Origin of the sequence: Paenibacillus taichungensis, from assembly GCF_013359905.1 — a bacterium.
GTDB lineage: Bacteria > Bacillota > Bacilli > Paenibacillales > Paenibacillaceae > Paenibacillus > Paenibacillus taichungensis.
Genome location: NZ_JABMCC010000112.1, coordinates 517,637 through 542,230 on the forward strand (window position 1 = coordinate 517,637; position 24,594 = coordinate 542,230).

Annotated in this window: 29 protein-coding genes; 1 reads left to right on the forward strand and 28 read right to left on the reverse strand. The window is 47.0% G+C overall.

Annotation, left to right across the window (positions count from 1 at the left end; translation table 11 throughout):
- Positions 1-80 precede the first annotated feature (80 nt).
- From bshB1 to HP548_RS18425, 5 genes are all read right to left on the reverse strand, one after another.
- Positions 81-782: a bacillithiol biosynthesis deacetylase BshB1 gene (bshB1, locus tag HP548_RS18405; protein WP_099858390.1), complete on the reverse strand. Its 702-nt coding sequence runs from the start codon at positions 780-782 to the stop codon at positions 81-83.
- Positions 779-1,219: a methylglyoxal synthase gene (gene mgsA / locus HP548_RS18410; RefSeq protein WP_024630633.1), complete on the reverse strand. Its 441-nt coding sequence runs from the start codon at positions 1,217-1,219 to the stop codon at positions 779-781. Before mgsA ends, bshB1 begins: the two co-directional genes overlap by 4 nt.
- A 232-nt stretch (positions 1,220-1,451) precedes the next feature.
- Positions 1,452-2,255, reverse strand: a complete 804-nt coding sequence (gene dapB / locus HP548_RS18415) for a 4-hydroxy-tetrahydrodipicolinate reductase (protein WP_175382469.1) — start codon at positions 2,253-2,255, stop codon at positions 1,452-1,454.
- A gap of 80 nt (positions 2,256-2,335) precedes the next feature.
- Entirely contained in the window at positions 2,336-2,860 is a 525-nt protein-coding gene (locus HP548_RS18420) for a tetratricopeptide repeat protein (protein ID WP_175382470.1), read from the reverse strand.
- Positions 2,861-2,912: 52 nt separating this feature from the next.
- Positions 2,913-3,242: a nucleotide pyrophosphohydrolase gene (locus HP548_RS18425; RefSeq protein WP_024630636.1), complete on the reverse strand. Its 330-nt coding sequence runs from the start codon at positions 3,240-3,242 to the stop codon at positions 2,913-2,915.
- Positions 3,243-3,415: 173 nt separating this feature from the next.
- Between HP548_RS18425 and HP548_RS18430 the strand changes: the two genes are divergently transcribed.
- Positions 3,416-4,285, forward strand: a complete 870-nt coding sequence (locus HP548_RS18430; RefSeq protein WP_099858391.1) for a YitT family protein — start codon at positions 3,416-3,418, stop codon at positions 4,283-4,285.
- 106 nt (positions 4,286-4,391) lie between these two features.
- On the opposite strand, the gene HP548_RS18435 is transcribed toward HP548_RS18430, so the two are convergent.
- The 23 genes from HP548_RS18435 to aroB form a co-directional block, all read right to left on the reverse strand.
- Positions 4,392-5,261: a sporulation protein YpjB gene (locus HP548_RS18435; RefSeq protein WP_175382471.1), complete on the reverse strand. Its 870-nt coding sequence runs from the start codon at positions 5,259-5,261 to the stop codon at positions 4,392-4,394.
- A 66-nt stretch (positions 5,262-5,327) separates the two neighbouring features.
- Complete coding sequence (locus HP548_RS18440) at positions 5,328-5,954, reverse strand: DUF1405 domain-containing protein (protein WP_175382472.1); 627 nt, start codon at positions 5,952-5,954, stop codon at positions 5,328-5,330.
- A gap of 113 nt (positions 5,955-6,067) precedes the next feature.
- Entirely contained in the window at positions 6,068-6,949 is an 882-nt protein-coding gene (locus tag HP548_RS18445; protein ID WP_090807379.1) for a menaquinol-cytochrome c reductase cytochrome b/c subunit, read from the reverse strand.
- 21 nt (positions 6,950-6,970) lie between these two features.
- Positions 6,971-7,642 (reverse strand): menaquinol-cytochrome c reductase cytochrome b subunit, encoded by a 672-nt coding sequence (gene qcrB / locus HP548_RS18450; protein ID WP_017687726.1) that lies wholly within the window; start codon positions 7,640-7,642, stop codon positions 6,971-6,973.
- A 15-nt stretch (positions 7,643-7,657) separates the two neighbouring features.
- Positions 7,658-8,200 carry a QcrA and Rieske domain-containing protein gene (locus HP548_RS18455; RefSeq protein WP_076288950.1) on the reverse strand — a complete coding sequence of 181 codons (543 nt, stop codon included), beginning with the start codon at positions 8,198-8,200 and terminating at the stop codon, positions 7,658-7,660.
- Positions 8,201-8,393: 193 nt separating this feature from the next.
- Positions 8,394-8,816 (reverse strand): DUF2487 family protein, encoded by a 423-nt coding sequence (locus HP548_RS18460; RefSeq protein WP_076288949.1) that lies wholly within the window; start codon positions 8,814-8,816, stop codon positions 8,394-8,396.
- 162 nt (positions 8,817-8,978) lie between these two features.
- Positions 8,979-9,158: an IDEAL domain-containing protein gene (locus HP548_RS18465; RefSeq protein WP_024630643.1), complete on the reverse strand. Its 180-nt coding sequence runs from the start codon at positions 9,156-9,158 to the stop codon at positions 8,979-8,981.
- Between the two features lie 23 nt (positions 9,159-9,181).
- The gene (locus tag HP548_RS18470) at positions 9,182-9,688 is read right to left on the reverse strand and encodes a gamma carbonic anhydrase family protein (RefSeq protein ID WP_063566783.1); all 507 of its coding nucleotides are present in this window, start codon (positions 9,686-9,688) and stop codon (positions 9,182-9,184) included.
- Between the two features lie 44 nt (positions 9,689-9,732).
- Positions 9,733-10,851 carry a hypothetical protein gene (locus tag HP548_RS18475; protein ID WP_099858393.1) on the reverse strand — a complete coding sequence of 373 codons (1,119 nt, stop codon included), beginning with the start codon at positions 10,849-10,851 and terminating at the stop codon, positions 9,733-9,735.
- A 465-nt stretch (positions 10,852-11,316) separates the two neighbouring features.
- Positions 11,317-11,916 carry a histidine phosphatase family protein gene (locus HP548_RS18480; RefSeq protein ID WP_076288947.1) on the reverse strand — a complete coding sequence of 200 codons (600 nt, stop codon included), beginning with the start codon at positions 11,914-11,916 and terminating at the stop codon, positions 11,317-11,319.
- 40 nt (positions 11,917-11,956) lie between these two features.
- Positions 11,957-12,592 carry an anti-sigma factor family protein gene (locus HP548_RS18485; RefSeq protein WP_076288946.1) on the reverse strand — a complete coding sequence of 212 codons (636 nt, stop codon included), beginning with the start codon at positions 12,590-12,592 and terminating at the stop codon, positions 11,957-11,959.
- A complete protein-coding gene (locus HP548_RS18490; protein WP_053780698.1) occupies positions 12,589-13,182 on the reverse strand; it encodes an RNA polymerase sigma factor in 594 nt (197 codons plus the stop codon). Before HP548_RS18490 ends, HP548_RS18485 begins: the two co-directional genes overlap by 4 nt.
- A gap of 730 nt (positions 13,183-13,912) precedes the next feature.
- Complete coding sequence (locus HP548_RS18495) at positions 13,913-15,007, reverse strand: prephenate dehydrogenase (protein ID WP_175382473.1); 1,095 nt, start codon at positions 15,005-15,007, stop codon at positions 13,913-13,915.
- A gap of 27 nt (positions 15,008-15,034) precedes the next feature.
- On the reverse strand, positions 15,035-16,135 hold the full coding sequence (hisC, locus tag HP548_RS18500; RefSeq protein WP_175382474.1) for a histidinol-phosphate transaminase: 1,101 nt from the start codon (positions 16,133-16,135) through the stop codon (positions 15,035-15,037).
- 86 nt (positions 16,136-16,221) lie between these two features.
- Complete coding sequence (gene trpA, locus HP548_RS18505) at positions 16,222-17,028, reverse strand: tryptophan synthase subunit alpha (protein ID WP_090900565.1); 807 nt, start codon at positions 17,026-17,028, stop codon at positions 16,222-16,224.
- On the reverse strand, positions 17,025-18,224 hold the full coding sequence (gene trpB, locus HP548_RS18510) for a tryptophan synthase subunit beta (protein ID WP_063566776.1): 1,200 nt from the start codon (positions 18,222-18,224) through the stop codon (positions 17,025-17,027). Before trpB ends, trpA begins: the two co-directional genes overlap by 4 nt.
- Positions 18,221-18,958 carry a phosphoribosylanthranilate isomerase gene (locus HP548_RS18515; protein ID WP_175382475.1) on the reverse strand — a complete coding sequence of 246 codons (738 nt, stop codon included), beginning with the start codon at positions 18,956-18,958 and terminating at the stop codon, positions 18,221-18,223. The genes trpB and HP548_RS18515 overlap by 4 nt, the downstream gene beginning before the upstream one ends.
- Positions 18,955-19,746 carry an indole-3-glycerol phosphate synthase TrpC gene (trpC, locus tag HP548_RS18520; RefSeq protein ID WP_076288940.1) on the reverse strand — a complete coding sequence of 264 codons (792 nt, stop codon included), beginning with the start codon at positions 19,744-19,746 and terminating at the stop codon, positions 18,955-18,957. Before trpC ends, HP548_RS18515 begins: the two co-directional genes overlap by 4 nt.
- Entirely contained in the window at positions 19,736-20,758 is a 1,023-nt protein-coding gene (gene trpD, locus HP548_RS18525) for an anthranilate phosphoribosyltransferase (RefSeq protein WP_373561760.1), read from the reverse strand. Before trpD ends, trpC begins: the two co-directional genes overlap by 11 nt.
- Positions 20,759-20,844: 86 nt before the next feature.
- A complete protein-coding gene (gene trpE / locus HP548_RS18530) occupies positions 20,845-22,416 on the reverse strand; it encodes an anthranilate synthase component I (RefSeq protein WP_063566774.1) in 1,572 nt (523 codons plus the stop codon).
- A gap of 488 nt (positions 22,417-22,904) precedes the next feature.
- On the reverse strand, positions 22,905-23,066 hold the full coding sequence (locus tag HP548_RS18535) for a hypothetical protein (protein ID WP_167434661.1): 162 nt from the start codon (positions 23,064-23,066) through the stop codon (positions 22,905-22,907).
- Between the two features lie 49 nt (positions 23,067-23,115).
- Entirely contained in the window at positions 23,116-23,493 is a 378-nt protein-coding gene (gene aroH, locus HP548_RS18540; protein WP_063566773.1) for a chorismate mutase, read from the reverse strand.
- A gap of 5 nt (positions 23,494-23,498) precedes the next feature.
- The gene (aroB, locus tag HP548_RS18545) at positions 23,499-24,593 is read right to left on the reverse strand and encodes a 3-dehydroquinate synthase (protein WP_175382476.1); all 1,095 of its coding nucleotides are present in this window, start codon (positions 24,591-24,593) and stop codon (positions 23,499-23,501) included.
- Position 24,594: the final 1 nt, after the last annotated feature.

Consider the following 24,594-nt stretch of genomic DNA (forward strand, 5'->3'; position numbering starts at 1 on the left):
TAATCTCCCGCGTGTGCAGGTTGATGTAATGCAACGGAAATGCAATTGATAAATGATTTATACGAGCAAGTTCGATCGTTTTATGACTTGGCTGCTTGGCCAAATTGATGAACTACATAAGGTGTAATGCTAGCGAACCCTTCTGCAAAAGGAATGAGGCTCCGCTGTCCGAGCAAAGAATCCCGGGCTTTCACACGTTCAATATATCCTTGAGTCAATGGAGTGGCAACTGCGCCTTCTCCCAATTCGAACTGGGAACGATAACTTAGCAATGAATTTTCCTTCTGCTCATAGTGTTCCGTAATATCCACAATCAAATCCGTTGGTCCGATATCGTTAATGAAGTAAAAATACAATTCTTTCACTTGAACTGCGGGCATGTCCGGCTTATAGTTTCTAAGCTTGGCATTAAAGACAGCCTCCTGCACCAGCTTGCTGCACATTACATGATCTGGGTGACGATCCTCCCAATATGGCGCAAACACGATTCGAGGGGCATGACGCCGTATCTCGGCAGTCACAGCTTCGATGTGTTCAGGAGTAATATACAGCCCCCGATCAGGCAAACCGAGATTGCTTCGACACGAAAGACCGAGGACGCGGGAGGCTTGCTCCGCTTCCTCGGCTCTGCGCTCTACCGTCCCGTTGGAAGACATCTCCGCTCGGGTCAGATCACACACGCCTACTTTCAGTCCAGCTGCAGTATGTTTGGCAATCGTTCCTGCCATCCCAATCTCTGCATCATCCGCGTGTGCACCAAATATGAGAATGTCCAAACTCATTGAGCATCACCCGAATTCAATCCACCCTCAGGCTTGTATTTATGTACAAGCTCTCTCCAGCCAAAATCACCGCGATCGAGCGCTTTGACGAGAATTTCTGCAGTTGCAATATTCGTAGCAAGCGGAATCCCCTGTACATCGCACAGACGCAGCAAAGCGTTAATATCTGGTTCATGAGGCTGTGCCATCAATGGATCACGCAGGAAAATAATCAAATCCATCTCATTTTGTGCAACCAAGGCTCCGATCTGTTGATCTCCGCCCAGTGGACCGGATTCAAACCGATGGATTTGTAGTGAGGTTCCTTCCATAATACGAAGACCTGTTGTACCTGTCGAGTATAATTGATGGTCTGTAAATACGTTTTCGTAGGCTGTCACGAAGTTAACCATCTCTTCTTTTTTGCGATCATGGGCAATAAATGCAATTTTCAACATGACAATCTCCTTTTAGTGTGTGTTCAAAAAGTCAGGTTTTCAGCACCAAGAAGGTTGGATGAAGCTAGGGACTGAGTAGCGGAGCTACACGTTTTCGGAGAAAACGGCTTCGGAAGCATATGCTTGCGAACCTACGTGAGCAACGGAAGGCCTGGCTTCATTCAAGATTCGATGTCGTATACGCTTCTCGAGTGACCTCGTGATCAAAAGTTGACTTTTTGAACTACCTCTTTTAGTCGATAAAGTGATCAAATCCGTAGATAAGTCCTGTATATTCCATAACCTTCTGTACACCAATCTTAACACCAGGCATATAACCTGCACGCTCATAGGAATCATGACGGATTTTGAGGGATTGGCCAAAGTCTCCAAATACCACTTCCTGCTGGGCGAATACCCCCGGCAACCGAACACTATGAATTCGGAAACCATTATAATATCCACCACGCGATCCTTCGATCGTCTCTTCTTCATTCGGATTACCCTGACGAAGTTCCTCGCGGTTTGCTGCAATTAGCTCGGCTGTTTTGATTGCTGTACCCGAAGGAGCATCCAGCTTCTGATCCCCGTGATATTCGATGATCTCCACATTCGGCATATGTTTGGCAGCCTGTGCGGCAAATCTCATCATCAGAATAGCACCGATTGAGAAGTTCGGGGCAATCAACCCTCCAATTCCTTTGTCCTGACACTGCTTGTCCAGCTGTTCGATCTGTTCCGGCGTAAAGCCGGTAACACCCATAACAGGTCTGACCCCATGACGGATCGCAATCTCTGTATGAGCAAAGGCATATTGAGGGACTGTGAAGTCCACCATAACCTGTGGTTTAGTCTCTGCAAAAGCCATCTCGATATCATCGGTCAGAAGCACCCCACATTCGGACAGACCGACAAGTGTTCCGGCATCCGTGCCTACTCCGGAGCGGTTGACCGCTGCGGCGAGCTCTAGTTCAGGATCTTGAAGCACCAGTTTCACTACTTCACGGCCCATCCGGCCAGCTGCTCCGATTACGGCAACTCTTATTACTTCACTCATCTTGACTGCATCTCCTCACTATATTGGTTCGATTGGTTAAATCCATTCAAAAGATCTCCATCCCGCTATGAAACGGCATCTTATTGAATGGATTTCATACGCTGCTTAATTTCCTGTAACAATAGATGCAGTTGATCATTCTGCGGGTCCAGCAACAATGCGTCACGAACGGAACGGGTTGCAAGGTCGAACTCATTCAGATCACTGTGAGCAAGAGCAAGCATGATATGAGCTTCCACATATAACGGGTCAAGTTTTACTGCCTGTTTCAGCAGATCGGCCGCCTGCACATATCGTTCATGCGTTCCGTTTCCGGCCTGTTCAAGCAGCACCTTGGCCTGAAGGCTTATCTGTTTGGCTTCCAGGGTCTGCAAATGCAAAACATACTCCTCTATCCCTTGTGACAGTTCAACAGCCTTACGGGCATATTCAAGCGCTGGAACAAGGTGTTGACTACGAGCATGTGTAATGGAACAACGATAATAGAGCTCCGCATGTTCCGGGTAAGCATTAATGGCAGATTCAAACCAACGAATCGCCTGCTCAAAATCATTTTGCAAAATACAGCGGTAAGCATGCTGCATATACTCTTCCGGTTTCATCATCCAAGCTGTCCCTCCCCCATTGAGGTGATGGTACAGCATATGTAATCTACGCCTAATCGGTGTTTTTTGGCGTCCACCGATTTGCATCGCGTGTGTTAAATTTATGCATGACTTTGTCGTGCGCCTCTGCCAGATCGATCCCGAGAGAGTTAGCAAAACAAATCGTGATAAATAAAATGTCCCCGAGCTCAAGCTCAATGGAATTGTCTGCTTCGGAAGATTTTTTCGGTTTTTCACCGAACTCGTGATTCACTTCCCTTGCAAGCTCTCCCACCTCTTCAGACATACGGGCGAGCATGGCCAGCGGGCTGAAGTATCCTTCTTTGAACTGGGAAATATACAGATCAACCTCACGCTGCATTTCTGCAATGCTTTTCTCCATGAGAACGGATTCTCCTTTTGAAATTGTGTCGTATTTGTTCCTAATATATCAGTTATTTAGATTCACTTCCACCATCATAAACGACAAATCATTTTTAAAGAATCAATAAACAGGTATACTAAGATGGGAATGATTGCTTTCTCATTCTAATTTGTAAAACGGAGAGGGAACTTATGAGCACTTCCAAAACCTGGGTTCAATTCAAATTGATTCTCCCCATCCTATTGGGTACGGCATTGTATGCCTTTGGACTTCTGTACTTCATCATCCCCAACCAGCTCATGGAAGGCGGCGTAACCGGGATTACGGTCCTGCTGAATTATGCATTCAACATCTCTCCTTCGCTTACAACCTTGGTCGTTAATATTCCACTCTTTCTAGTGGGGCTCAAGATTTTGGGCGGCAGACAGATGATTTATACAGGCGTGGGTATAGGTGCGCTTACGGTGTTCCTGTGGTTATTTGAAAAAATGATTGATCTTGGCTGGATTGAACCGCTGCATACCGAGAATGACCTTTTACTTGCGGCGCTTTACGCTGGGGTTACATTGGGAGCAGGCCTTGGAATCGTTTTCCGCTGGGGCGGAACGACAGGTGGTTCTGACATCATAGCCCGCATTCTTAATCGAAAATATGGCTGGAGTATGGGACGTGTACTATTAGGTATCGATTTCATCATTATTGGTATCTCACTCGTCTACATTCCCAAAGAAAAAATACTGTATACCCTTGTGGCTGTATTTATCGCCTCTAAAGTAATCGACTTCATTCAGGAAGGGGCTTATTCGGCCCGCGCATTTATGATCATCAGTGATCATGCACCTGAGATTGCAGATTTGATTACCCGTGATATGGATCGCGGCGTAACGCTCATTCCAGCCATTGGTGCGTATTCGAAACAAGCCAAACATGTTGCTTACTGTGTCATCTCCAGGCAGGAATTCAGACGTTTGCAGACGATTGTGCGTTCGGTTGATCCTAGAGCATTTGTTATTATTAGCGATGTGCATGACGTACATGGAGAAGGATTTAAGGAAAGCTGAACTTTATACTTGTACAAAAAGAAAACCTCTATCTTCAAGAGAAGCGCCACCAGCTGGCCTTCCTTGTAGACAGAGGTCTTTGTCATATCATGATGACAGTAATAGCTCAACGACGAAACGGAAAAATGCCTTGCTGCTGTGCCCGATATTTACGGTAACCCGCATAACTTAGTGCTGCTATGATTATGGAAGTAATCAGCAATCCGGCCGCCCTGCGATTGGGCCCCTGAACAAACGGTACAAAGGCACTTTCGTCCTTTTCACGACCAAACAACTGGTTCACCAACTCTTCACCATGGGCTACCATACTCTTTAATTGTGCGATGTCAATCTGCTTGGCCTCAGTCAGACCTTTGGTATGAGATAACCAGGCGTCCAGTTGGGCGATCTCGTAAGGTTCTCGGCGGATCATCGCTGCAGGCCGGATCGTCTCGTAATGCTCCTCCAGCAAGGCATAGCGGCCTGCTATTATCGCCGAACTTAACTGCTGGTCTGCCGCGGTTGACAGCGCATCAATATCATTTTTTACAATTTTATAATATTGGAGCCATAGAGGTTTGGCCGGGTTGGCGAGACTATCTGCCGCAAGTCGAAGTTTGGCAGAAGCCTGCTGCAAAGACGCATCATCACTTTTCACCCTGACCGCAGCTTCTTTTACTTCAACAATGGTCTCGGATAGGGCATGAATGCCTTCTACAGTAGTCTGACCCTCAAAGGATATATGCTCCAGACCTTTACTGATTCGCAAAATACTGCCTCTAACCTCTTCAATATCATTCTCCAAGGCATGTCGATACAGCAGGGCTGCTTCTTCATTTAATTGCTCAATTGAATTTTTGGCTGATACTTGCTGATCTGTATTTCCGTTCGCATCTGTACTTTCCGCTGATACGCTGTATGACAAGTTCGTCCAGAACAGTAGAGTCATGAACGACACCACCACAAATCCAGTTTTGATCCTGAACGTTCTCTTCATGGACATCCCTCCCACCATCAATGTATGGCAGGGAAGAGTTCCTTAGAACAAGCTTACATGATGAAATCAGGCCCGTTTGGCCTGTCTCAAGGCAACCCACGCACAGAGAATGCTCACTAGCGTCAGTCCCACGGTGAAATTGCGTACACCATCCAGATGATCCATCAGCGATGCAGGCAGCCAAGGGAAGATGTCATAGGTATAATCCATTGTATCGTTTAGCAGTGTCCACAAGGCAGCAACCACCAAAGCACCCCAACGGAACCCAAAGAACCTCACATACATCAAAGCCTCGATAGCCATGGCGCTATGTGACGCAATTAACATCCAATCCTGCCAGTTCTGTGCGCCCCCTTGCATCCAACCTGCAAAAATGATGGAGACTGCCCATACGCCGTATTTTACCGAAGTAACCACAGCAAGCGCCTGTATGACATGTCCAATCCGATTCAGAAGCCTCGATTTCGGCTTGTACAAAATCCACAATAAGGATAGTGTAAAAAACAGACTCGCTGTCGGACTGTCCGGCACAAACACAATTTGCCATAGTGGTTGCTGTGCCAGCGTATATTCCAATTGATCCCCGTACCATATGTATCCATATACTGTTCCTAATGCGTTACACCAAAAAAGAAGCCACAGGAAGTAACGGTTTGTTAGAAATTCCCGGCTCCAAAAGTACGATAAAGCCACATGCTCTGCCCCTTCCATTATGTGTATTCTGCGTTCCAAAAGATGATGTTGCGAAAAACGCCTCAAAAAAACCTGACCGCATAAACGATCAGGTTTCATTGCTTATTTCGATTTTACTGTTCTGCCTTCTGTTTCGCAAGCCATTCCGCCAAGTGATTGATGTCATCATCTGTCAGCCCTTGAGCAATGGCGTTGTCGTACTGAGCAGGCATACTGTTATATCCTTCTTTGATAATCGTCAGGATTTCTTCCTGGCTGTGTTTGTCACCCACCCCCCGAAGCGAAGGGCCTCCTGCACCCTTCATATCAGCCGCATGACATCCGATACATCCGGCCTTTTTGAAGGTTTCCATTGCAGGGTCATCCTTCTCAACGATCGCCACTTCTTCTTTTTGACCTGGCGCGTTGGAGGTAGGCAGACCCTGCGCGTGTTTCTCCCGCGCTTCTTCTTCACGCTGAATATGTTCCGGCTTTTGGCCGCTTGCTTCCAATTCATGCGCGTAGTGTGTCCACGCTACATTGGTCAGGTAGAAAACGGCCATCACCGATAGAATCATAAGTGATGATGCAATCGGACGTTTGTAGAAACGCCGCTCCTTGCCTGTATCCAGAAAAGGGGCCAGTAACAAAGCACCGAAAGCAACTCCGCTGACTCCAAGTACCCCGAGCAGGACATAATCACCTGAGGCATATGGGTATTTCAAATACTGATACAGAAAAAGGAAGTACCAGTCCGGCATCGGGATAACCGATGCACTTGGATTGGCCGGATAGCCCAGTGGTGCAGGTTCCGAAATCGTTAATACCAGAATACCAACCAGTACAACGACACCAACCATCCATTCCTTCAGCAAGAAGTTAGGAATAAAAGCCTCTGATTTGCCGGGATACGCCGTGTAATCCGGTGGAGTTATAAACCCCGCTCCTTTACGGACGCGTGAGTCCCCGACGAAGATAATCTTTTCCTGGTCATCTGACTTGTGTCCGTGAGCCATGTCGATTCCTCCCTTCTCAGATTATAGTGGTCCCGAAATGCCCTGTCTGCGGATCATAATAAAGTGACCGACCAGAAGCACCAGAAGCACAGCCGGAAGGAAGAAGACGTGCAGGGCAAAGAATCGTGTTAACGTCTGCGCACCTACAATAGTTCCGCCTTGCAGGAATTCCTTAATGATCGGTCCCAGCCAAGGAACCGTATTCGCAATCTCCAGAGTAACCTTGGTTGCAAAGTAGGCTTTGTTATCCCAAGGCAACAGGTAACCGGTAAGCCCCAGACCCAGCATGACAAAAAAGATCAGCATGCCGACAACCCAGTTCATCTCGCGTGGTGCTTTGTAAGAGCCGGTAAAGAACACACGCATCGTATGTAAGAACATCATAACGATAACCAAGCTGGCTCCCCAATGGTGCATCCCGCGTACAATTTGGCCGAAGGCTACTTTAGTCTGCAAATACTCAACACTGGCGTAAGCATTAATAATATCAGGCACATAATACATGGTCAGGAACATCCCTGACAAAATTTGAATAACAGTGATAAAGAACGTCAATCCACCAAAGCAGTACACGAATGCGGAAAAGTGATGAGCCGGGTTTACGTGCTCTGGAACTTCATGATCCGCAACGTCCCTCCAAATTGGCGTGATATCGAGACGCTCGTCAATCCAGTCATAGACATTTTTAAACATCTGCGTTCACGCCTCCTATTTGACTCGGGTGTTCGGAATAATGTCGCCCAGATAAACCCAACCCTGATCTTCTTTAACCACATACTCATCAAGCGGCTTCGGGGCTACGGCAAGGTTCTTGCCTTCCTTGTTATAATGCGCGCCATGGCACGGACAATGATATTCGTCAGGATATTGCTTATCACTGTTCCAACCTACGGTACATCCCAAATGTTTACAAATGGGTGAAAGCGCATAGATTTTGCCCTGCTCATCTTTCCTGATCCAGGCGATTAACGAAGCATTGCTCAAATACCAACCGTCTTGCTGTTTCAATTCAAACGTAAATTCTTGAGGTTCATTCGTAATTTTGCTGATTTCCGCTACTTTGACAGAGGTGCCTTCTCCCTTGTGCTGCAAAATCGGGTCCACCGCAAAACGGACCATGGGGAGTATTGCACCGGCGGCCATGTAGGCTGTAGCTCCACCAAGCGTGTACGTCAAAAACTGCCTGCGTGACATTTCCATGCGGCTTGGCAATTTCATCGAAGCTTCGTGCTGGTCATGCTCACTGCTCATACTGTCTCCAACCCCCTTTTTCAGCCAACTCTCTCAATCGTTTTCATTATCAGAAATTCCACGACTTACTAGAACATACATAATCATATAGTAGCCCTAGAACACCGTCAAGAATTTGTCACACATTTTTAAGGTTCATTTGTAAGCGTTATTAAGAAAATGTTGGTAAATTGTCACATTTGTCACAGGTAGGTCATCTTTTCCATAACTCACGGATTTTTTCCCCGACAAAACGCGAAATCCCTTCTTCTCCAACCTCTTGAATTAAAGTAGAACGACTTAATACCAAATCTGCAGAGGTAATTTGGGTATGTTCCAACTCGCCATCAGATGACATTATAACCACATATTTGAAACCGGAGGATTTGAGCTGTTCGGATAAGGTATTTAATGCCATTGACATATCTGGACACGCATAATGGAATGCAGGGTAAGTCATGATACGTCCTTTAAAAGGAATCTCCACCAGATCCAAAAAATCTCTAAGTCGCTCCAACGCCTCAGTTGCTTCAACCGGGGACTGCTTGCCCGTCAGGGCTGTATATGGAATAAGGCATGTATCCAGATAGAGTTGCAGTTCCGCCCAGCTGTCTTGAGTCATCTCACTGAATTTCAATTCCCTAATTCCCCTCTCTATCCATTTTATTCCCATATTATATATGAGCGTATATTATAAATCCAGAGATTCATACTTTTTCCGCATAAGAATGATGAAGAACACAAAAAAGAAATGCGTGTTTCACGCATTTCCTGTCGTATATATTATTTTACATGCTCATCAGTTTATGGCCTTTAGTTCATCCGTCAGATTCCGGAAAGCTACTTCGTCTCCGGTAGCCAATGCCTTATCGATTTCCATATACAGCTTCTCGCTGCGCTGTTTACGAAGCGCGTCGTCCCACACCATCTCAGCAGCCAGCCCCAACATGACTTCATACGTAACTTTCATTTTATCCAATAGGATGCACCTCCAAAACGGATTTAAGAGCTCCTATATTCCTTTCCTTTGGCAACATAACCTAGTGTAGTTCTGGACATCCGCTCAAGATCTGCGTCAGTCAACTCACGTATCACTTTGGCTGGTGTGCCCAAAGCAAGGGTATAGGGCGGTATTTTAGTATTTTCAGTTACAACAGAACCGGCCCCGATCAGCGTATATTCACCAATTTCGGCTCCATTGAGAAGGATAGCGCCCATACCAATCAGCGAACCTGTTCCGATACGACATCCATGGATAATCGCAGAATGCCCTACCGATACATCGTCGTCCAAAATCAAAGGTTGATCCGTGTTGACGTGCCCAACAGCATTATCCTGTATATTACAGCGCCGTCCAATCACAATGGGTGCCAGATCGGCGCGCAGCACAGCATTGAACCAGATCGTAGATTCTTCACCCATTGTCAGATCACCTATAAGTTTGGCGCCTTCAGCCATATAGACCGAAGGGTGTAACTGGGGTTGCATACCTTTGTATGGAATTATCATTAGTATCACTCCTTAATTTGGGAGTGATTTTAGCAACTTGTCCTTCACTTGTCAAACATAACGGGACTAATATCCCCGGACAGCGAGCGACAGGATGACGCAAGCCGTGAACCCCATGCTGTCATTTGTACTGTTCGCCCATCTGCATGTTCTCCAATGCGAAGCATGCCTAGGTGCAGCATCATTTTGAGTATCCTGTTGTCATAAATCGTCTCGGCAGTGTCATAATAGAACGGCTGAATGTAGGGACCAATCTGGCGGAACAAAGACTCTGCTGTGGACCAGCCAGCTGCACATTCCCCTGTCCAGTACACTATGGAGGACAGATTGGGAATAGCACCTTTATAAAGTCTTAACCAAAACCGAAATAGCTGTATCATCTCGGCTGTTTTCTCCGCACCCAGCTTGTCTTCACCAGAAGGTGACAATTTCAGCGTGCCCTGCTCCTCACGGACCAGACGATGATGAAAAGCATAGTCGTAGATGAACGCAAATCGGTCGGGGTAGTCTTTGAACGAACGACCATAACCGAATCTCCATCCTGCCTTACCCACCAGCGCCTCACTCACATGCAAATGCTCCATGATCTGCTGTTGAGAACGACGATACATCATGCCTTCTGCGTTCAGTGCTATTTCATGCTGCTGGACAAATTGCAGAAACAGTTTCAGATCATCTGCGAGTAGATGGTATTCATCCCTGTAAACGGGCGGCTCGCTCGTCTGTGCAATGCCTGCTTTCAGGTGAGTGGATAACACATCACGAAATCTCATTTGCAAATCCTTAGGTACCTGATACAGGTATCTGGTCTGCTGAGTTGTGCCATTGAATAACCATCCACTCTTCGTGAAGCGTACGATAAGATCACGTGGACTGGCTCCAGCCTCGCTATCTTTTTTATCCATCGATTGACGAGCAATGGCGACAAGTTCCTCCATACCGAAGTATTGGCGGGTATCAAACAGCAAGTTGTTCAAAAACCGTAGATCTACCTGGTTTAGCTCCCTAACCTGCTGCTCAAAAAAAGGTCTGCTGCCCAATGTAGTGAGAATACTCTGGATGAGTTCATGTTTGGAATTGGGCTTACACTCGCACTGGTAATAGTCTGCTATTCGATTAAGCTGGCCGATATCGGCAAAAGTAAGCATATCCGCTAGATTCATGGGTCCATCGCCTCGCCCTTGACTACTTTTTGGCTGTTGATTCGGGGCCTGGAGTAGTTTGGTTTTGTAAACATCGTTGACGGAATTCCCATGATCTAAACCTCTTTTTTGCAAATCTTTTATGTTTTAACCATACTATGCCCGAAGTTGCCTGCTCAGAAGAAGAATGAGAGGTTCAAAATCATATAGAAATTGAACTAGAGAATATTTACACTTGCCACTCCAATGACAGAACAACCTTCTGATCGCTGTTATCCCCAATTTTTTTGGATTCCCTTTTTCGAAGGGGAAAATCTGGGGATAAAGGCGAAGCGTATGCTTCCGACGCAGCTTTCTTTCAGAAAGCTTTTAGCTCCGCTTCCTCAGGTTAATTCTGTCCTCTCCGTTCTTGTGTAAATGTTTATTTCAATCTCTATAGAATGCCAGTTACACATTGCTATAACGCAAAAAAACAACCTGAGTTAATTACTCAGGTTGTTTTGCCAGATCTAATGAAAGGTGTCGTGTACAGTTATAAAGCAATGGACTCCAATCGTCACGTTCCTTCTCCAGGATCGTAAGCGATAGGTTTCCAATTCGTTCCGTATAGCGGTCTTTATACAAAGCTGATAGCAAACTGGCTAAAAAAGCGCCATGGGAGACAATCAGCACATTTTGGTCCTGATGAGCCTCCCATAAATCCTCCAGAAAGCCCAATGCACGTGTCTGAATATCAGCAATCTGTTCCTGTCCCAAATCAAGCGTCTCCCAGGAAGCGCCCCAGCGAGCCACACGCTCTTCGGATGTCAGACCTTCAATTTGACCAAAGGCACGCTCTTTCAAGCGTGCATCCGGCTCAAGCAAAGGAACATTCAATAGCCCGGAGATAATCTCTCCCGTCTCCTGAGCTCTGGACAGCCCGCTCGTAATGATATGGTCCCAGCGATACTCTTCGGTAAGCAAACGTCTACCCAGACGCTCAGCTTGCTCACGACCTTCCGCATTCAGAGGTATGTCTGTCTGTCCCTGAATACGCCCTGCTGCATTCCAGTCGGTTAGACCGTGACGAATAAGCCCAATGCGCATCTCATCCCTCATTTCTCTATACGGTGAACGAAAGCTTTACCTAAGCACGTGCACCTTGTTTGCGTTTGTTTGTTGAACGATGCATCCGCCCAAGAGAGAACAGAGCCATACCTATTGCAAGCAGCGACAACGCCATCCAGTACTGTGGATACGCTGGGCCCATGCTCACAACGAAGGGCTCAATAATACTCCCTCTATCTGCTCCCGTCATGTTGTACTTGTACAATCCGGAGGAAGAAGGCTCACTGCCCGCTACTCCTGTCTCCAAAATACCCGTAGAGACCACGCTGGTCTGCTCAGCTTCTGATACGTCCGGCTTAAACATCGCCATGTACAGAAAGCTGCATAAGAAAATTGCCAGGAACGCAGCAATCCACAAAGACATATGCTTGCGGATCACAGCAGAGAAACGATTAACCTTTGCCTCTTCCGGCAGTAGCCATGGAGACTCCGCATAGATCCGGTCCATAACATTACGGTTCACTTTCTCTGCTTGTTGTTCTGTCACTGGGACCGGTATGCTGTGCAGCAGAATTTGAGCTTCTTCCCAAACCTCAAATTGCTGCGAGCAATCTTCACAACCAGCGAGATGAGCATGAAATGCAATTCGCTGAGGATGAGCTTCCGGCAAGTCCCAGACCAGTGCAAACAGTTCCTGGGCTTCATTGCAATTCATCTGTTCTTCATCCCTTCATATGGCTCGTAGACCGGTTCGAAGAAATAAGGTTCCAATTGAGTTTTTACGCTTGACCTTGCTCTGAACAATAACGATTTTACAGAACTGACGCTCTGCCCAAGAATATTTGCAATCTCCTGGTAATCTAGTTGATCATACTCACGGAGTATAATGGCAGAACGCTGCTTCTCCGGTAAATTGTTAATTGCATCCCTAACCAGCATCACCCGCTCACTGCGCAATACAGCATGCTCTGGCGCATTCTCAGAAGGAGCAACAGGTACAATACCGCTCTCTTCAAGTGGAACACTCCCACTACGCTGTTTGCGAAGCTCACTCAGTACCGTATTTCTCGCAATGGTATATAACCAGGTTGAGAATGAGGCATCCACCTCTCGGAATGAGTGCAGACTGCGGAACGCCTTATAGAAAGTCTCAGAACAGAGATCTTCCGCAAGCAGCTCCATATTAGAACTTTTCAACATATGATATACGAAAGCCAGTATTTTACGCTGATAACGACTCATCAGCTCGGAATATAACTCCAGGTTACCTTCCTTGATCTCTCGAATCAACTGGGAATCCGTCATTTGAGTGCGACCCCTCCTCGCCCATCCATGTGCTTCTCCCCGTTCGACTCTATCCATGTATTACCGAACAGGCACAAAAAAGTTGCGGTTTTCACCGCATAAAACAGCGTTCAGCGCCAAAACAGGCCTTCCCGCCAAATTCCCCTATGTAATGGCAATTTCCCCAACGTTTCTACATTAACAGTATTTATTGTACAACGGTCTGCATCATCCTGGCAAATCCATGGCTTCCGTTGAAGCCCGACCAGTCATTATTATGCAGCCATTTTCTCGTCCATGACTTCAATTTGATCCCTTTTGTGAAGCCACTCATATATTGGACGAACGAAGGCCTCAAAAAGTTTGTGTGAATTAAGAAATAATTTTAAAATTTCAGCAGAATTTCGTCATAACATATTTTTAGCAATTGCACCATTAAACCTTATTTCCGATCATCGAGCAATAGACAAAATGCATTTCCAACTCACTTTATGCAAGGATTATATTTCCTTAATTTACGAATGTTATAATTAACTTAAACAATTTTACTCAAAGTGTTGACAAAATGAAAACGGATACATATAATAAAAGTACAGTATGGTTTCTCTCCACTCCTATCCAATAACTGTATTGCTCCACGTGAGCAATGGCCGCTTATGTAAGCGGTCTTTTTTTTGTCCTTTTTTAGAACATGTCCTGTAACAGCCGATTATCAACATAAAAAAGAGGGCTTTCGCCCCCTTCCAATAACCTAAACCCACACTTGATACCCCAGGGAATCCAGCAACGTTTTGGCACGTTCCATTTCTTCTTCTTGCCGGAACGACAAACGCATAATGCCCGGCACATCGACCCGGTTCTCAATAATCTCCATGTTGCTTAAGTTAATATCATTCGCCCCAAGCTCGGTGGCAATCTTGCCGATCATCCCCGGTGCATCCTGTACGTCCGTATATAGATCAAACAACGACGAGATCATGCCTTTCCGTCGTTCTGGCAGCACACTGCGGAACTCGCGTGCCTGACGAAACGCCTCCTCAATGCCCTCACCATTTTGTTGCTCCAGCATTTCGGTGAAAGCCGTCATTTGGCCGTTCCAGTCCTTCAACAAGCCCAGCAGCACCTCACGGTTGCTCAGCAGAATATCTCTCCATACAATGGCATCACTGGAGGCAATCCGAGTAATATCACGGAAACCGCCTGCAGCCAGCATTTTATACAAAGGGTTCGACTCATTATATTCACGCACCTGGTTCACCAGCGCAACTGCAATAACATGTGGCAAATGACTGATCGCTCCAACTATGTCATCGTGCAGCAGTGGCTCTACACGAACAATCTGTGCACGTGTGTACGCAAGAAGATCAGATAATCTGTCATAAGCTTCCTCAGGTACTTGTTCTGAAGGGGTCAAGACATAGTATGCATTCTCAAATAATACAGACGAGGCTGCATCCACACCTGCACGCTCAGATCCAGCCATCGGATGACCGCCAATAAAGTATGCATCACTCATGCGGACATGCTCAGCACAAGCTGCGATGGACGCCTTTGTGCTTCCTACGTCCGTAATGATACATCCCTTTTTCAAGGGAAGCTTGGCCAATTGTCCAAAATAGGATTCGAGCAGCCCAACAGGTACGCACAAAAAAATAAAGTCGGCATCCTGTACCGCTTCCTCCAGAGAGAGCGTAGCATCATCCACTACACCACTCGCTATGTACTTGTCTTTCAGTTCAGGCAGGTGGGCATAGCCCATCACCGTTACACCAGGCTTGCCTTTGAAGCAAAGCGCCAGTGAACCGCCGATGAGCCCTACACCGATCATTGCAATTTTTAGTTTCATGGGTCCTCACTCTTTTCATCGCCAGATTTAAGGGCGTGCTACCGCCTTCTCAGCCAGCGTGTTCTTCAGTGCCGTGACAAACGCACGGTTCTGTTCTGATGTTCCGACGGACACACGAATGTATGTTGGATATACATGGAATCCAGGACGAACGATAATGCCTTGTTTCAAAAGCGACTGGAACGCCGTTGCAGATGGCATGTCCAGATCAACCATGATGAAGTTACCCTGCGAAGGGAAAAACGGCAGTTCTAACCGTGTGAATTCATTTTGTAAATACGCTCGTTCTACTGCATTACGCTCCGCACACTCTTGGACAAAAGCCTGATCCTCAAGTGCAGCTTTCGCCGCAGCCTGACCGAATCGTGAAGTATTAAACGGTTCACGCACACGGTTGATCAGATCGATTACTTCTGGGCGTGCAATACCGTATCCAATACGCAATGAAGCCAATCCATAGATTTTGGAGAATGTCCGCAAAATAACCAGGTTAGGATAACGCTCAATCATAGGAACACTTTGTGGATACGCCTCATCCGTTACAAATTCATAGTAAGCTTCATCCAGCACAACCATCACATGAGAAGGTACACGATCCATAAATGCCGTCAATTCCTGCTCAGAGATAATTGTACCGGTTGGATTATTGGGGTTACACACCCAGACTGCTTTCGTCTTATCATTGATTTGCGCCAGCATGGAAGTCAGGTCATGAGTTCCATCTTTGAGCGGTACTTCAATGCTGATAGCACCTTCGATGTCAGCGTTACTTTTGTATACAGAGAACGTCTGGTCAGCCATGATGTTCTCGTCTCCCGGGAGAAAGAATGCACGAGTGATCAACGCAATGATCTCATCCGATCCACAACCAAAGATTAGATTATCCCGTTCCACTCCCAGATGCTTCGCCAGCACTTCAGTCAGTTCCGTGGAACTTCCATCCGGATATATGCTTACATTGACTAGCTCTCTAGTGATTGCTTCAAGCGCAGCAGGCGAACTTCCATATGGATTTTCGTTGGAGGCCAGCTTGATCACTTGCTCCAAACCCAGTTCACGTTTCACTTCTTCAATCGGTTTGCCCGGTTTATATACAGGCAGATTGACAATCTGGGACTTCGGTTTCAACCCGACCGCCTCCTGTTATTGAAATAGTTATGGACATGCCTCAGCCTGTGCTGAGCATGCCCTGGGGATGTAACATCATTGAATCCCTATCCTTTTAATTGTGCCACAAAGTTGCGAATTTGCAACAGTCCCGCCTGACGCGTATCCGGATTTCCAAGAAGAGGTATAGCTTCTTCCACCTGACGAACGATAGCACTACCAACAACAACACCATCACAGATGCGGGAGAAACGAGCTACCTGCTCGTGACTGGAAATGCCGAAGCCAACAGCGACCGGAAGATCTGTCAGGCTCTTTACAGTTTCAATAAAGCTTTCTACTCCATCGAAAAAGGAAGCTCTCTCTCCCGTGACACCCAGAGAAGAGACACAATAGATGAAACCACGTGCTCCCGTAACAATACGCTCGATTCTCGCGTTGGACGTAGGGGCTACGAGCGGAACCAAATGCACACCTGCAGCATCCGCACGGCGTCGCATGTCCTCCGCTTCCTCAATCGGAAGATCCGGGATGATCATGCCACTGATCTCATGTTTGATCAACTCGTCAAAAAATACATCCAGTCCCGTCTGTAACACCGGATTATAGTAGGTGAACAGTACAAAAGGTAGTTTCACACCCGCAGCACGTGCTCTTGCTGCTGTCTCCATACAAGTCCGAATTGTGATCTGACTTTTCAATGCACGCTCGGAAGCACGCTGGATTACGGGTCCATCTGCGAGCGGATCAGAATAGGGAACACCGAGTTCCAAAATGTCCGCTCCTGCCTGTTCCAGTTCCTTAATGATCTCCACCGTGGTGTCCACATCTGGATCTCCAACCGTAAGAAATGGAATAAGTGCTGTCCGGTTCTGTTCTTTCAATTGCTGGAAGGTCTGGTCCATCAGGTTCATGCCAAGTCCCCTCCTGTGTATTTCATAATGGATTCAACGTCTTTGTCACCACGACCGGAAAGACAGATCACAACGATATCATCAGCGCTGAGTTCAGGCGCAAGCTTGACGACCTGCGCAACAGCATGGGCTGACTCCAAAGCCGGAATAATGCCTTCTGTTCGGCTCAGCAACTGCAAGGCATCTAATGCCTCCTGGTCCGTAATCGGAACATATTTGGCACGTTTAATATCTTTGAGATAGGAATGCTCAGGACCAACACCCGGATAATCAAGTCCCGCTGAAATGGAATGGGCTGGCTGAACCTGTCCATATTCATCTTGCAGCAGATAACTCATCGAACCCTGGAATACACCATGTGTCCCTTTGCTCATCGTAGCCGCATGGAACTCGGTGTCCACCCCTTTACCAGCTGCTTCAACTCCAACAAGCTTCACATCCTGATCGCCAATAAACGGATAGAACATACCGATTGCATTACTTCCGCCGCCTACAGCTGCAACAATCACATCCGGCAACCGTCCTTCAATCTCCTGAATCTGGCGCCGTGTCTCATCACCGATCACTCGCTGGAAGTTACGTACCATCATTGGGTACGGATGAGGACCGACTACGGATCCAAGCACGTAGAAGGTATCTTCCACATTACTAACCCAGTAGCGAAGCGCCTCATTACCCGCATCTTTCAATGTACGCGTGCCAGATGTCACCGGAATGACTTCTGCTCCAAGCAGCTTCATCCGAAATACGTTCAATTGTTGTCGCTGCGTATCTTCTTCACCCATAAACACTTTACATTCAAGCCCCAGCAATGCAGCAACTGTTGCCGTGGCAACGCCATGCTGTCCTGCACCTGTTTCGGCAATGACTTTCTTTTTCCCCATCCGTTTAGCCAGCAATCCCTGTCCAATAGCGTTATTGATCTTATGCGCTCCTGTATGGTTCAGGTCTTCACGTTTCAGATAAATTTTGGGTCCACCCAAGCGGCGGGACAATTGTTCTGCATGGTATAAAGGCGTTTCCCGTCCAGAATACTCGCTTAACAGATAATTCAGTTCCTTGTTGAATTCCTCATCTTCGGAGAAGTGGCTATACGCTTCCTCCAGTTCGATCAGAGCGTTCATTAGTGTCTCAGGTACAAAGCGGCCTCCGAAGGGACCGAAACGCCCGTGTTGATCCGGCAATTGATGTGTCATGCCTGCTTCACCCTTTCTACAAATGCTGTTATTTTCGCAATATCCTTCACACCTTCGGACTCTACGCCGCTGGATACATCGACGCCGTCAGGTGCATATGTCTGTATCAGTTGTTGCACATTATCCGGCTGTAAACCTCCTGCCACGAACAACGCGATTCCATGTTTTCTTGCCCACTCGGCGTAGAATGGAATTCGTTCCCAGGCAAAGGTTTTACCGGAACCCCCTCCATAGAGCGGGTCAAACGTATCGAGCAATATGGCATCCACCACATTTTTATATGGATCAAGTGCCAGTAAGGCGGTATCGTCAGCTAATGAACCTGTTTCATCTTTTGGAAAAGAGAAAGCCTTGAACACTTCGATACCGAAGCGCTGTTTCACCTGTTCACAAAATTCCGGCGATTCCTGTCCGTGCAGCTGAATGACATCCAGGCGTGAAATCTGCATGATGCTTTCCAGCTCTTCGAGCGTGGGATTCACGAAAACACCCGCCAGCTTCGGCCGATCGAACATCGTCCATTCCAAGAGAACCGTTCTTAGCTCCGCACCCTGTTCAGGTGTAATACGGCGACGGGATGGGGCAAAAACAACACCAACGTAATCCACAGGCAAGTTTATCATCGATTTTAGCACTTCAACGTCCTGAAGTCCACATATTTTTACAGCCGCTGCCGGCTGGTTTCGCAGATCCACGTCTCTGCTGCTTGTGCCGTCATGATTGAATGCATTCATGCTTTTGGTCCCATCAGTTCATATACCGCAGCCTCAACATTGTCTTTGCGCATCAGATGCTCCCCAACAAGGATACCATGCACACCTGCCTCAATAAGAGATTCCAATGGCTGAGGACCGTCAATTCCACTTTCACTGATTAATGTTACACCCTCCGGAATCAAATTCATCAAATCCAATGTGGTGTTCAGACTCGTTTCGAACGTTTTCAGATTGCGGTTGTTGATGCCCACAAGTGTTGCCTGAGGAATATCAAGTACTTGCTCCAGTTCAGCACGATCATGGACTTCAATTAATGCATCAAGACCCAGACTTTTGGCAAATGTCAGATATTGACGCATTTGTTCGGGTGTCAGAATGCTCGCAATCAGCAAAACGGCATCCGCGCCAAGCAGCCTTGCCTCGGCAATCTGTCGTTCATCTATAATAAAATCCTTGCGCAGTAACGGTATGTTCACAGCTTCATGAATGGCCTGCAAGTATTCGCTATTTCCCTGGAAATAAGAAACGTCGGTCAATACGGATATACAATCTGCTCCAGCCCGTTCGTATGCGGAAGCAATTTCTACTGGATGGAAATCAGGACGAATCAGTCCTTTGGATGGAGAAGCTTTCTTCACTTCGGCAATGAGACCCAGCTTACGGTTACGTCTCTCTGATAAAGCACGTTCGAATCCACGAGTATTGGGTAATGCCTCTATCTTTTTCAGCGCATCGTCCATCTGAAATGTTTGTGCGAGAACTTCAACTTCTTTATGTTTGGTTGCTACGATTCGATCAAGATACATGACTGTACGCCTCCGTTGTATGAATTAACTGTTCCAGCTTCCCGGCAGCCTTGCCCGAGTCTACAGCTTCTTTCGCCATCAACACACCTTCTGCAATGGTATTCGCTAGACCGGATACATAGATGCACGCCCCGGCATTCAACAGAACGACATCACGGTATGCGCTCCGTTCTCCCTGGAAGATCCTTTTAATAATTTCGGCGTTCTGAGCCGCATCTCCTCCAAGAACCGATTCCAGCGGATGTAACGATAATCCCATATCACGTGGATCAATGTCATACGTATGCACTTCACCATTACGCAGTTCGGATACTTGTGTAGGTGCAGAGATGCTGATTTCATCCAGTCCATCATGACTCGCTACGACCAAAGCTCTTTTCAGCCCTAGACGATTCAGCACTTCAGCGATCATCGGTGTCCGGCTGCGGTCGTATAAACCAAGCAATTGTCGATCCGCTCCCGCAGGATTGGTTAGAGGTCCGAGCATGTTAAAGATCGTACGCACACCCAGCTCTTTTCTTGGCGCAGCAGCATGTTTCATAGAAGGGTGATACACCTGAGCAAAACAAAAACAGATTCCGATCTCATCGAGACATTGTCTCGCCTGCTCTCCGTCCAGATGAATATTCACGCCCAATGCTTCAAGTACATCCGCACTGCCCGCTTTACCTGAGGCAGAGCGATTACCATGCTTCGCCACCCGGACAGAAACTGCTGAAGCAATGATGGCCGATGCCGTTGAAATGTTGAACTTATGAATACCTGAACCACCTGTTCCACAGGTGTCCAGCAGTCCATTGCCGTCGGTTAGAATCCGTCCGCCCTGTCCACGCATGGCTTCGGCAAACCCCGTGATTTCATCCACCGTTTCCCCCTTCATCCGCAAGCCCATAAGCAAACCTCCGATTTGAGCCGGAGTGGCCTCACCTCTCATGATGGAGTACATTAAGTCGCGCGCTTCTGCCTGCTCCAGATGGCTTCCCTCCAAAATTTTGGCAAGGCCATTCTTCATCCCTTCCGCATGACTATCTTTAGTTCCAAATCGCTCTGATTCTTCATTCATGACTGGGTTCATATTCATTTCCGGTCTCTCCTCTCTCAGTTTTGTGCAGCCGTGGCTGGGGTAACAAAATAATCGGCGTTGGCAAGTTTCAAGGTGTGATCCTTCTCTTTGGCAGGAAACATCGCTTCTGCTGTGCGAATCGCTTTCAGCAGCGCTTTGGCTTTATTTACTGTTTCTTCATATTCATTCTCAGGCACCGAATCCCATACGATTCCGGCTCCAGCCTGCACATAAGCTTTTCCTTTTTTGAAGATAATCGTTCGAATTGTAATACAGGAGTCCATGTTTCCTGAGAAACCAAGATAACCGATAGCACCTGCATAAGCACCCCGCGCTTCTTTTTCCAGTTCCGCGATAATCTCCATCGCACGCAGCTTCGGCGCACCGGATACCGTCCCCGCTGGCAAACATGAAAGAAATGCATCAAAGAAATCCTTGTCTTCTCTAAGCTCACCTGTAACGTTGGACACCATATGCATGACGTGGGAATATCGTTCAATCTCCATGAACATGTCACATTTCACACTTCCGAAGTTAGACACACGTCCCAGATCATTACGCCCCAGATCAACAAGCATCAGATGTTCCGCACGTTCCTTCTCATCCTGCAACAGATCTGCCGCTAATGCACGATCTTCTGCTTCCGTAGCTCCTCTTGGACGAGTCCCCGCAATCGGCCGTGTCTCTACGCGGTTTCCATCCACTTTTACCAACGCTTCCGGTGAAGTCCCTACAATAATTTCATCGTCCATCTTCAGATAATACATGTAGGGTGATGGATTCAACGTCCGAAGCACGCGATATACATGCAGCGGAGAAACTTCGGTATCTATATGGAAACGTTGGGATAATACCACTTGAAAAATATCTCCTGCCCGAATGTACTCTTTGGCTTGCTCTACATTTCCGATAAACTGTTCCTTCGTGAGATTGGATCGAATATCCCCCAGTTCCACGTCTCCTGGAATGGAACGCGGATTCAGGTTTTCCCCTGGTCCTTGCTGCTGCAAGCGTTCAGCCGCCTGTTCCAGCTTCTCAGAAGTTAAAGCATAAGCTTGACGGATATCATCATCCGTTGCACCGTCTTTCACATGTACATTGCCCACAAGTAGCATCTGCTGCTTCACATGGTCAAACACAATAATCTGGTCACAGAACATGAAGCGAATATCATCCATTTTCAGATCATCCAGCGCGTGGGCCGGAAGCTTCTCATAATATTGCAGCAGATCGTATCCAAAGAAACCAATGGCCCCGCCTGTAAATGGCGGCAGTTCATCATCTTTCGGACTGCGATACTTACGCAGCAGCGCTTTGAGCTCTTCAATCGGCTTGCCTGGCAGTTCTCGAATCTGTCCCGCTTCTTCTACCACGATCCGCCCTTTTTTGGCCGAGATCATCAGGAACGGATCTGTACCGATGAAGGAATATCTCGCCCATTGAATTCCACCCTCCACACTTTCCAGCAGAAATGCCCGGTCGTTGTCAGCATAACGGCGGAAAATCCGAATCGGGGTCTCCATGTCTGCCAGAATCCGTTTGACTACCGGAATCAGATTATATTCATTCGACATTTTCAGTACTTGATTAACGTTTGGCGTTATCATCAGATCACGTCCTTTCAGATTTATATAAGTTCAACTAAAGAGGTTTACACTGAGCACTCCGATGACAGAACACCCTTCCGATTGCTGTTATCCCCAGATTTTTTGATTCCCCTTCTAAAGGGAAAATCCGGTGATAAAGGCGAACACTCCGCTTCTTCAGGTTATTTCTGTCCTCTCCGTTTTTGTGTATAAAAGTTTAGTTGAACCTATAAGGGTAGAAGAAAAAGTAATATTTACAACAAAAAAACCTCTACCATCAGGTAGAGGTTTGGTTATAAGCTGTTTCAACAGGTTGGTGCTTCATAAATAACAAGTCCCTATACATGCATCCTTACCGAATTATCACACAGGCTGTTGTATGGATGTAATATCAATCCATCAAATACAAGGAAATGTACCGGCATACACTAATTCTCACCCATAGCACTCAATCTTTCATGAAATGCAAGAGGATATCGGTCGTGTTATACCTAAACAAAACGATGTCGCTAGACACGTTTGCATTCCTTCATCCTGTTTCTAATAATTCCGTAGCTCGACGTACCGCGAATCAGTTGACCGGCTTCTGTTGCTCCGGTTACCACCCGCTGGACTCTGCTATATACTCCACTCATCTCAGCTGCTCTCAGCTCAATCTCTACTCTACTCAACTGGTTCTCACTATACATCATTCCGAATGATTTGACAACCACTCTAATCTTACGAATTGGAAGGTGCCGCCAAATCAGGACGCAGAGACTGTGCACCGTTAAGATACACATGGTTGATTTCATTCTGACCTTTTGCAGTGTTAACATGTACCATAAAACGGATGCACTGTGGCAAGGCGCCTGCAACCGGAACTTCTAATGCACACATCAAAGGTACAAGCTCCCAGCCATCCAACTGGCGAATTGCCTTTGCTGGGAAAGCTGCATCCAGATCTCCAGTCATCGTAATCCAGACACTGCAAATATCTTCGGGTTGGATCTCGTTACGATCCACGATTTCCTGCAAAAGTACAGCCGTTTCTTTCAAAATATGTTCTTCGTTATTATGCGTGACCGTAGTAGCCCCGCGAATTCCCCGAGTAACCATCGCTTTTAATCTCCCTTCTTGAGCATTTCAATGACTTCGCGTACTGCCGTAACCGGTACATCCTTTACAATTCTGGCAGCGCCGATCCGGTCAGGAATAATGAAGACCATATGGCCCTCACGGAACTTTTTGTCGTGCATCATTGCATCCATTAATGCATCCGTATCCAGATGTTTTGGCATCGTCACCGGAAGGCGCAATGAACGCAACATGCGAACCGTGTCGTCATAGAGTCCTGCTGGAGCTCCCAACTTCTCGCCGAGCAATGCCGAGCCCGCCATACCAATCGAGATGGCTTCACCATGCAGAAATTCGCCGTAACCAGCAATCGCTTCAATAGCATGACCAATCGTATGACCCAGGTTTAACAATGCACGTTCTCCATTTTCACGTTCGTCACGTGACACAATCTCTGCTTTAATACCACAGCCTCGTTCCAAGCCATAGCCCAGAGCTTCTGGATCAAGAGCAAGCAGCTCATCTGCATGTTCCTCACACCAGTATGCAAAAGCTTCATCCCGAATCAGTCCGTGCTTCAGCATCTCTGACAAACCAGCCGAGACATCGCGTGGCGGTAAGGTTTGAAGAGTATCCACATCATAGAGTACCAGCTCTGGCTGATGGAATGCACCGATCATATTTTTAGCCAGCGGATGATTGACAGCTACCTTGCCGCCAACACTGCTGTCATGCGCAAGGATCGTCGTAGGCACCTGTACAAACTTGATTCCACGCATATATGTAGCAGCAACAAAACCAGCCAGATCCCCTACTACACCCCCGCCTAGAGCAACAATCGCCGAACTGCGATCCAGTTTGCCTTCGATGGCGACAGTCATCATATCCTGATATACCGAAAGGGATTTCGATGTTTCACCCGATGGAACAACTGCGGAGACGACTGTAAAACCAGCCGTACTCAGCGTTTGTTCCAGATTGGACAAGTACTTGGGTGCCACATGTTCATCAGTAATAATGAGTAAGGGGCTTTTTTTGGTTAAGCCATATTGCTCAAAATATTGAGGTGCTTGAGCCAACAGGCCGCTGCCAATTAGGATTGGATAAGAGCGTTCCTCCAACTGCACCGTCAGCTGGCGCATC